This is a genomic window from Rhodovarius sp., from assembly GCF_040399605.1.
In the GTDB taxonomy this organism is placed as follows: domain Bacteria; phylum Pseudomonadota; class Alphaproteobacteria; order Acetobacterales; family Acetobacteraceae; genus Rhodovarius; species Rhodovarius crocodyli_A.
Window position 1 is genome coordinate 1 of the sequence record NZ_JBBARU010000106.1, and the last position, 8,922, is coordinate 8,922.

The 8,922-nt window shown below is 63.2% G+C and carries 5 protein-coding genes; all 5 read right to left on the reverse strand.

The features are described from left to right. On the reverse strand, nt 1–709 hold a 709-nt coding region (locus ABWP84_RS17150; RefSeq protein ID WP_353213247.1), incomplete at its 3' end, for a GTP-binding protein. A 26-nt stretch (nt 710–735) separates the two neighbouring features. Beyond that, on the reverse strand, nt 736–1,212 hold the full coding sequence (gene rpsG / locus ABWP84_RS17155) for a 30S ribosomal protein S7 (RefSeq protein ID WP_353213248.1): 477 nt from the start codon (nt 1,210–1,212) through the stop codon (nt 736–738). Between the two features lie 15 nt (nt 1,213–1,227). Then, complete coding sequence (gene rpsL / locus ABWP84_RS17160; RefSeq protein WP_353213249.1) at nt 1,228–1,599, reverse strand: 30S ribosomal protein S12; 372 nt, start codon at nt 1,597–1,599, stop codon at nt 1,228–1,230. A 465-nt stretch (nt 1,600–2,064) separates the two neighbouring features. Next, nucleotides 2,065–6,240 carry a DNA-directed RNA polymerase subunit beta' gene (gene rpoC / locus ABWP84_RS17165; protein ID WP_353213250.1) on the reverse strand — a complete coding sequence of 1,392 codons (4,176 nt, stop codon included), beginning with the start codon at nt 6,238–6,240 and terminating at the stop codon, nt 2,065–2,067. Between the two features lie 85 nt (nt 6,241–6,325). Further along, a partial coding sequence (rpoB, locus tag ABWP84_RS17170) for a DNA-directed RNA polymerase subunit beta (protein WP_353213251.1) occupies nt 6,326–8,922 on the reverse strand: 2,597 nt, incomplete at its 5' end.

Below are 8,922 nucleotides of genomic sequence, written 5' to 3' on the forward strand. Positions count from 1 at the left end.
TGCCGCGCTCGACGCGGCCGGTCACCACCGTGCCGCGGCCGGAGATCGAGAACACATCCTCAACCGGCATCAGAAAAGGACGGTCCAATGCGCGCGCCGGCTGCGGGATGTATTCATCAACCGCCGCCATCAGCGCCAGGATCGCCTGCTCGCCAATCTCGGGGGTCTTGTCTTCCAGGGCGGCCACAGCCGAACCCTTGATCACGGGGATATCGTCGCCGGGGAACTTGTAGGCGCTCAGCAGCTCGCGCACTTCCATTTCCACCAACTCGACCAGATCCGGGTCGGCCAGGTCCATCTTGTTCAGGAACACCACCAGTGCCGGCACACCGACCTGACGGGCAAGCAGGATGTGCTCACGCGTCTGCGGCATCGGGCCGTCAGCGGCCGAGCACACCAGGATCGCGCCGTCCATCTGCGCCGCACCCGTGATCATGTTCTTCACATAGTCAGCGTGGCCGGGGCAATCGACATGGGCGTAGTGCCGGTTCGCGGTCTCGTATTCCACGTGTGCCGTGGAAATCGTAATGCCGCGCGCCTTCTCTTCCGGCGCCTTGTCAATCTGATCATACGCGGTGAACGTCGCACCACCGGTCTTCGCCAGCACCTTAGTGATCGCAGCCGTCAACGACGTCTTGCCATGGTCCACGTGACCAATGGTGCCGATGTTGCAGTGCGGCTTGTTCCGCTCGAATTTCGCCTTGGCCATCTTAGGATTCCGTCAGCTTGATTGGGTTACCAGCGGTAATGGCTAAAGGCTTTATTTGCCTCGGCCATCCGGTGGGTATCTTCGCGTTTCTTCACGGCAGTGCCGCGGTTATTGGCAGCATCCATCAGCTCGGCCGACAGGCGCTCTTCCATCGTGTTCTCGCCACGCTTGCGGGCGCTGTCGATGATCCAGCGGATGGCCAGGGCTTGGCGCCTCTCCGGACGAACCTCAACCGGCACCTGATAGGTGGCACCACCGACGCGGCGCGAACGCACCTCAACCGCCGGCTTCACATTGTCCATCGCCTCATGGAACACCCGCAGCGGGTCACCATTCTGGCCCATACGCTTCTTCAGCGTATCGAGAGCCGCATAAACAATGCCCTCCGCAATGCTCTTCTTACCATCATACATCAGCACGTTCATGAAACGGCTGAGCACGAGATCACCGAATTTCGGGTCGGGCAGAACTTCACGCTTTTCAGCGCTGTGACGACGAGACATATCTTTCCGTTCCCCTTACTTCGGCCGCTTCGCGCCGTAGAGCGACCGGCGCTTGCGGCGCTTCGGCAGGCCCTGCGTATCAAGCACGCCGCGCAGGATGTGGTAGCGCACACCCGGCAAGTCCTTCACGCGGCCGCCGCGGATCAGGACAACCGAGTGTTCCTGCAGGTTATGGCCTTCACCGGGGATGTAGCTCACCACCTCGAAGCCATTGGTCAGGCGCACCTTGGCGACCTTACGAAGCGCCGAGTTCGGCTTCTTCGGTGTCGTGGTGTAGACGCGGGTGCAAACACCGCGCTTCTGCGGGCAGCCTTGCAGGGCAGGAACCGTGTTGCGGCTCTTCTGCGGCTCGCGCCCTTGCGCGATGAGCTGGTTGATCGTCGGCATGACGCCCCTTTGGTCTCCAGAATGCCGAACACCCCGCCCAGCGTGCCTTGGCACACCCTGCGGGGTACTCGACCCGCCCCCGGCCTCAGCCCCCGGTATTGGAGGCGGCGCCGGCAGCGCAGCGATTGATACAAACCCCAGCGCGCCACCCGGAAGTGACGCTCTGGCCAGGGGCGAGTGATTACGCGGCGGGTGGGGATGAGTCAAGCGAGGTGCAGCGGGAATTTAACAAATCAGAGCGATCCGGCGATTCAAGGCCTTCTGCCCCTCACGCCCGCGGGCGAGCCGTGCGGGCAAGCCGGCCCGCCTCCGCCAAGTGCTCCTCCCGCCGCCCCTGTCCACCGGCTACGCAGCCCCGGCTGGCCGCCACAGCGGCTCAAAAAAAACGCCGGCCCCAAGGCCGGCGCTTCACCCACAAAAATAAAAGAATGCGGCCCCGGGGGGAGTTCCCTCCCCCCGTTGCTGTCACTCAGCCGCAGCCGTCTCGTCAGTGATAGCCACCTGCGCCGCCGGCAATTGCCCCTTGTCACGCTGCGCCGCAATCGCGCGCAGCCGGTTCATCACCGCACCCGTGCCGGCTGGGATCAGCCGGCCGACGATGACGTTCTCCTTCAGGCCGAGCAGGTTATCCACCTTACCGGCAGTCGCCGCCTCGGTGAGCACCCGGGTGGTCTCCTGGAAGGAGGCCGCCGAGATAAAGCTGAGCGTTTGCAGCGAGGCCTTGGTGATGCCTTGCAGCACCGGCTCGGCCCGGGCCGACCGCTCCTTGGCGTTGATCCGCTTTTCGTTTTCGATCTCGAATTCGATGCGGTCCACCGTCTCGCCCACCAGATAGGTGGTGTCGCCGCCATCCAGAATCTCAACCTTTTGCAGCATCTGGCGAACGATCACCTCGATGTGCTTGTCGTTGATCTTCACGCCCTGCAGGCGATAGACGTCCTGGATTTCGTTGACGAGGTAATTGGCCAGCGCCTCCACCCCCAACACGCGCAGGATGTCATGCGGCACGCGCGGACCATCGACCAGCGGGTCACCGGCCTTCACATAGTCGCCCTCCTGCACCGAGACGTGCTTGCCCTTGGGCACCAGGTATTCGCGCTCGACCGGTGGCTCGTCGCCCAGCTGGTCGGCCTTCACCACCACGCGGCGCTTGGCCTTGTAATCCTTGCCGAATTCCACTCGGCCATCAATGTCCGAGATGATGGCCGCATCCTTCGGGCGGCGTGCCTCGAAGAGCTCGGCCACACGCGGCAGACCACCGGTGATATCGCGCGTCTTGGAGGATTCGCGCGGCAGGCGGGCCATCACGTCACCGGCGGCGACCTGAACGCCATTCTCCACCGTCAACACCGTATCGGGGTTGAGGAAGTAGATCGCATCGCCACCCGTCGGGCGCTTCAGCAATTCGCCCTTGGCGTCCTTCAGCAGCAGCCGCGGGCGCAGATCGGCACCCTTGGCGGATTGCTTATAGTCCACCACCACCTTGGAGCTGAGGCCGGTGACATCATCGGTCCGCTCGATAACGGTGATGCCCTCGATCAGATCGGCATATTCCACCGTGCCACCACGCTCGGTGATGATGGGCAGGGTGAAGGGGTCCCACTCGGCCAGCTTGGTGCCGCGGGTGACGGTATCGCCCTCGGTCATCAGCATCTTGGCGCCATAGGGCACGCGGAAGCGCGCACGCTCGCGGCCGGCGGCGTCAAAGAGCAGGATTTCGCAGTTTCGGCTCATCACCACCGGCGCGCCGGAACTGTTGGTGACGATATTGAGGTTGATCACCCGCGCCGTCGCATCGGTATTGGCCTCCACGCCGGAGGTTTCGGCCGAACGCTGCGCCGCGCCACCAATGTGGAAGGTGCGCATGGTGAGCTGGGTGCCCGGCTCGCCGATCGACTGCGCGGCGATGACGCCCACCGCCTCGCCCACATTGACGGGCGTGCCGCGTGCGAGGTCACGGCCATAGCAATGGCCGCACACGCCCACCCGCGCATCGCAGGTCAGCACCGAGCGGATGAACACCTCTTCCACACCGGCCTTTTCGACCGCCTCGGCATCGGCTTCTTCCACCAGCGTATTGCGCGCCAGGATCACATCGCCCGAGATCGGGTCGAGAATATCGCGCTGAATGGTGCGGCCGCGGATACGCTCGCTGAGCGAGGAGACCACCTCACCGCCATCCATCACCGCACGCACGGTGATGCCGCGCTCGGTGCCGCAATCATCATTCACGATGATGCAATCCTGCGCCACATCGACCAGGCGGCGCGTCAGATAGCCGGAATTCGCCGTCTTCAGCGCGGTATCGGCCAGGCCCTTGCGGGCGCCGTGGGTGGAGTTGAAATACTCCAGCACGGTCAGGCCTTCCTTGAAGTTCGCGATGATCGGCTGCTCGATGATCTCGCCCGAGGGCTTGGCCATCAGGCCGCGCATGCCGGCGAGCTGGCGCATCTGCGCCGGCGAACCGCGCGCACCGGAATGGCTCATCATCCAGACCGAGTTCGTCACGCGGCCGACCTCCTGGCGGGAGATCTCCTTCATCATGGCGGCCGCCACAGTGTCGGTGCAACGCGACCAGGCGTCCACCACCTTGTTGTAGCGCTCGCCCGCGGTGATCAGCCCGTCGAGATATTGCTGCTCGAACTCCTTCACCTCGCCCTTGGTCTTGGCGATCATCGCCGGCTTTTCTTCCGGGATCATCATATCGTCCTTGCCGAACGAAATGCCCGCCTTGGCCGCCTGCTTGAAGCCAAGGCCCATCAGACGGTCAGCGAAGATCACGCTCTCCTTCTGGCCGCAATGGCGGTAGACGAGGTCGATCACGTCCGAGACCAGCTTCTTGGTCAGGGTGCGGTTGATGATGCTGAAGGGCAGCATCGGGTGGATCGGCAGCAGGGCCGCGATCATCATCCGCCCCGGCGTGGTGACCAGGCGCTCCATGAAGGGGCGGCCTTCGGCATCCACCGTCTTGCGCCGGGTGATGATCTTGGTGTGCACCGTCAGCGCGCCACTTTGCAGCGCCTGCTCGATCTCGCCCATATCGCCGATGCGCGGCGCGGCCGCATCATCGGCGGCGCGGTAATCCGCCGTCTCCAGCGAGAGGTAGTAAATGCCGAGCACGATATCCTGGCTCGGCACGATGATCGGCTTGCCATTCGCCGGGCTGAGGATGTTGTTGGTGGACATCATCAGCACGCGCGCTTCGAGCTGGGCTTCCAGCGAGAGCGGCACGTGGACGGCCATCTGGTCACCGTCGAAATCAGCATTGAAGGCGGTGCAGACCAGCGGGTGAAGCTGAATGGCCTTGCCCTCGACCAGCACGGGCTCGAAGGCCTGAATGCCCAGGCGGTGCAGCGTCGGCGCGCGGTTGAGCATGACAGGGTGTTCGCGGATCACCTCTTCGAGGATGTCCCACACCTCGGGCCGCTCCTTTTCCACCATCCGCTTGGCGGCCTTGATGGTGGTGGCGTGGCCGTATTTTTCCAGCTTCGAATAGATGAAGGGCTTGAACAGCTCCAAGGCCATCTTCTTCGGCAAACCGCACTGGTGCAGCTTCAATTCCGGGCCCACCACGATGACCGAACGGCCGGAATAATCGACGCGCTTGCCCAGCAGGTTCTGCCGGAAACGGCCCTGCTTACCCTTGAGCATGTCGGACAGCGACTTGAGCGGGCGCTTATTGGCACCGGTGATGGCGCGGCCGCGGCGGCCATTGTCGAATAGCGCGTCCACCGATTCCTGCAGCATGCGCTTTTCGTTGCGCACGATGATGTCCGGCGCGCGCAGCTCGATCAGCCGCTTGAGGCGGTTGTTGCGGTTGATGACGCGGCGATACAGGTCGTTCAGATCCGAGGTGGCAAAGCGGCCACCATCGAGCGGCACAAGCGGGCGCAGCTCGGGCGGGATGACCGGCACGACGTCCAGGATCATCCATTCCGGCCGGGCGCGGCTTTCATTGAAGGCGTCGATCAGCTTGAGGCGCTTGACCAGCTTCTTGCGCTTGGCCTCGCTGCTCGTCTCACGCAGATCGGTGCGCAGGCGCACGCTCTCCTTCACCAGATCAATGCCGGCCAGGATCTGCTTCACCGCCTCAGCACCAATGCCGACCGAGAAGGCGTCATCGCCAAACTCGTCGAGCTTGGACTGGTATTGGTCCTCATTGAGCAATTGATGCAGCTTGAGGTCGGTCAGCCCCGGCTCAAGCACCACATAGCTCTCGAAATAGAGAACCTTCTCGAGATCCTTCAGCGTCATATCGACCATGAGGCCCACACGGCTGGGCAGGCTCTTCATGAACCAGATATGCGCGACGGGCGAGGCCAGCTCGATATGGCCCATACGCTCACGCCGCACCTTGGCCAGCGTGACTTCCACGCCGCATTTCTCGCAGACAATGCCGCGGAACTTCATCCGCTTATACTTGCCGCAAAGGCACTCGTAATCCTTGATCGGGCCAAAAATCCGGGCGCAGAACAGCCCGTCCCGCTCCGGCTTGAAGGTGCGGTAGTTGATCGTCTCAGGCTTTTTGATCTCGCCATAGGACCAGGAGCGAATCTGCTCCGGCGAAGCCATGGTGATCTTGATCTGGTCGAAAGTGACGGCCTGGCCGGTTTGGCCCAGGATCTTCATCAGCTCATTCATGCGACCCAATTCTCCATTCTGCACGCCCGGGAGGATGCCCCCCGGGCGGTGAAAGACACGTTTGACGCAAGTCGGGGTGGCGAAATCACTCCGCCGCGTTTTCCAGATCGACGTTCAGGCCCAGGCTCTTCAGTTCCTTCACCAGCACGTTGAAGGATTCCGGGATACCAGCCTCGAAGCTGTCCTGATCGCGCACGATCGCCTCATACACCTTGGTGCGGCCGGAGACGTCATCCGACTTCACCGTCAGCATCTCCTGCAAGGTGTAGGCGGCGCCATAGGCCTCCAGCGCCCAGACCTCCATCTCACCAAAGCGCTGGCCACCGAACTGCGCCTTGCCGCCGAGCGGCTGCTGGGTGACCAGCGAGTAGGGCCCGATGGAGCGCGCGTGGATCTTGTCATCCACCAGGTGGTGCAGCTTGAGCATGTAGATATAGCCCACGGTCACCTTACGCTCGAAGAGCTCACCGGTGCGGCCATCGACAAGTTGCATCTGGCCGGAGGTATCGAGCCCCGCCATGGTCAGCATGCCTTCGATATCGGACATGCGCGCACCATCGAAAACCGGGGTGGCGATGGGGATACCCTTGGAGAGATTGTCCGAAAGTTCGATCAGCTGATCTTCGCTCATCGGCGCGATGTCGCGGCGGAACACCTCTTCGCCGTAAATCTCATGTAGCTTGGCGAGCAGCTCATCCTTCACCGCGGAGGAGCGACGATAATCCTCGACCAGCGCATGCACCTGCTTGCCCAGCGTGGCGCAGGCCCAGCCGAGATGGGTTTCCAGAATCTGGCCCACATTCATCCGCGAGGGCACGCCCAGCGGGTTGAGCACGATATCCACGCTGGTGCCATCCTCGAGGAAGGGCATGTCCTCGATCGGCGTCACGCGGCTGACCACACCCTTATTGCCGTGGCGGCCGGCCATCTTGTCGCCGGGCTGCAGCTTGCGCTTCACCGCGACGAAGACCTTGACCATCTTCATCACGCCAGGGGGCAGTTCATCACCGCGCTGGAGCTTTTCCACCTTGCTGTCGAAGCGCTTTTGCAGCTTTTCGATCGCCGCGTCGAATTCGCGCTTCATGGCCTCGATCTCGGCCATCACCGCGTCATCCTGCACGCCGATCTGGCGCCATGTGGCAGGGGCGAATTGGTTCAGCAGATCATCATCGATGACCGTGCCGGCCTTCACCGCCTTGAAGCCGCCCGATGCCTTGCGGTTCAGCAGCCGCTCGCGCAGGCGGCCGAAGAAGGAGCGCTCCTGGATCTTCTTCTCGTCGTCACGGTCCTTGGCGAGGCGCTCGATCTCGGCGCGGTCAATGGCGCTGGCGCGTTCATCCTTGTCCACGCCACGGCGGTTGAAGACGCGCACATCGACAATCGTGCCGGCCACACCTGGCGGCAGGCGCAGCGAGGTGTCACGCACGTCGGAGGCCTTCTCACCGAAGATGGCGCGCAGGAGCTTTTCCTCCGGCGTCATCGGGCTCTCACCCTTCGGCGTAACCTTACCGACGAGGATATCGCCCGGATTCACCTCGGCGCCGACATAGACAATGCCGGCCTCGTCCAGATTGCGAAGGGCCTCCTCGCCGACATTCGGAATATCGCGAGAAATTTCCTCCTGGCCCAGCTTGGTGTCGCGCGCCATCACTTCGAATTCTTCGATGTGGATGGAGGTAAACACGTCATCGCGCGCGATGCGCTCGCTGATCAGGATCGAATCTTCGAAATTATAGCCATTCCAAGGCATGAAGGCGACGAGCACATTGCGGCCCAGCGCCAATTCGCCCAGCTCGGTCGAGGGGCCATCGGCGATGATCTCGCCCTGGCGCACCGCATCACCCACCTTCACCAGCGGGCGCTGGTTGATGCAGGTGCTCTGGTTGGAGCGCATGAATTTGCGCAGACGGTAGATATCCACGCCGCGCGTCGTGCCGTCATCGCCGGTGGCCCGCACCACGATGCGCGCGCCATCGATCTGGTCCACCACGCCGTCGCGCCGGGCGACGATGGCCGCACCGCTGTCACGCGCCACCGCCGCTTCCATGCCGGTGCCCACGAGAGGCGCATCGGATTTGATCAGCGGCACCGCCTGGCGCTGCATGTTGGAGCCCATCAGCGCGCGGTTGGCGTCGTCATTCTCCAGGAAGGGAATGAGGGCCGCGGCCACCGAGACCAACTGCTTGGGCGAGACGTCAATGGCCGTCACTTCCTCGGGCTTCACCAGCCGGAAGTCACCACCTTGGCGCACGCTCACCAGGTCCGACAGGAACTCACCCGTCGCGGCATCAACATGCGCATCCGCCTGGGCAACCACCAAGCGCTCCTCCTCCATGGCGGAGAGATAGCGCGGCTCGCCGACGATCTTGCCATCCTTCACCAGGCGGTAAGGCGTTTCGATGAAGCCGTATTTATTGACCTTGGCGAAGGTGGCCAGGCTATTGATCAGGCCGATATTCGGCCCTTCCGGCGTTTCGATCGGGCAGATGCGGCCGTAATGGGTGGCGTGCACGTCGCGCACCTCGAAGCCTGCGCGCTCCCGCGTCAGGCCGCCTGGCCCCAACGCCGACAGGCGGCGCTTATGGGTGACCTCCGAAAGCGGATTGGTCTGGTCCATAAACTGGCTGAGCTGCGAGGAGCCGAAGAACTCGCGCACCGCCGCCGCCGCCGGCTTGGCGTTGA

Coding starts and splice junctions, on each gene's coding strand:
- rpoC (WP_353213250.1), bottom strand. CDS start 6,240: ATGAATGAGCTGATGAAGATCCTGGGCCAAACCGGCCAGGCCGTCACT.
- rpsL (WP_353213249.1), bottom strand. CDS start 1,599: ATGCCGACGATCAACCAGCTCATCGCGCAAGGGCGCGAGCCGCAGAAG.
- rpsG (WP_353213248.1), bottom strand. CDS start 1,212: ATGTCTCGTCGTCACAGCGCTGAAAAGCGTGAAGTTCTGCCCGACCCG.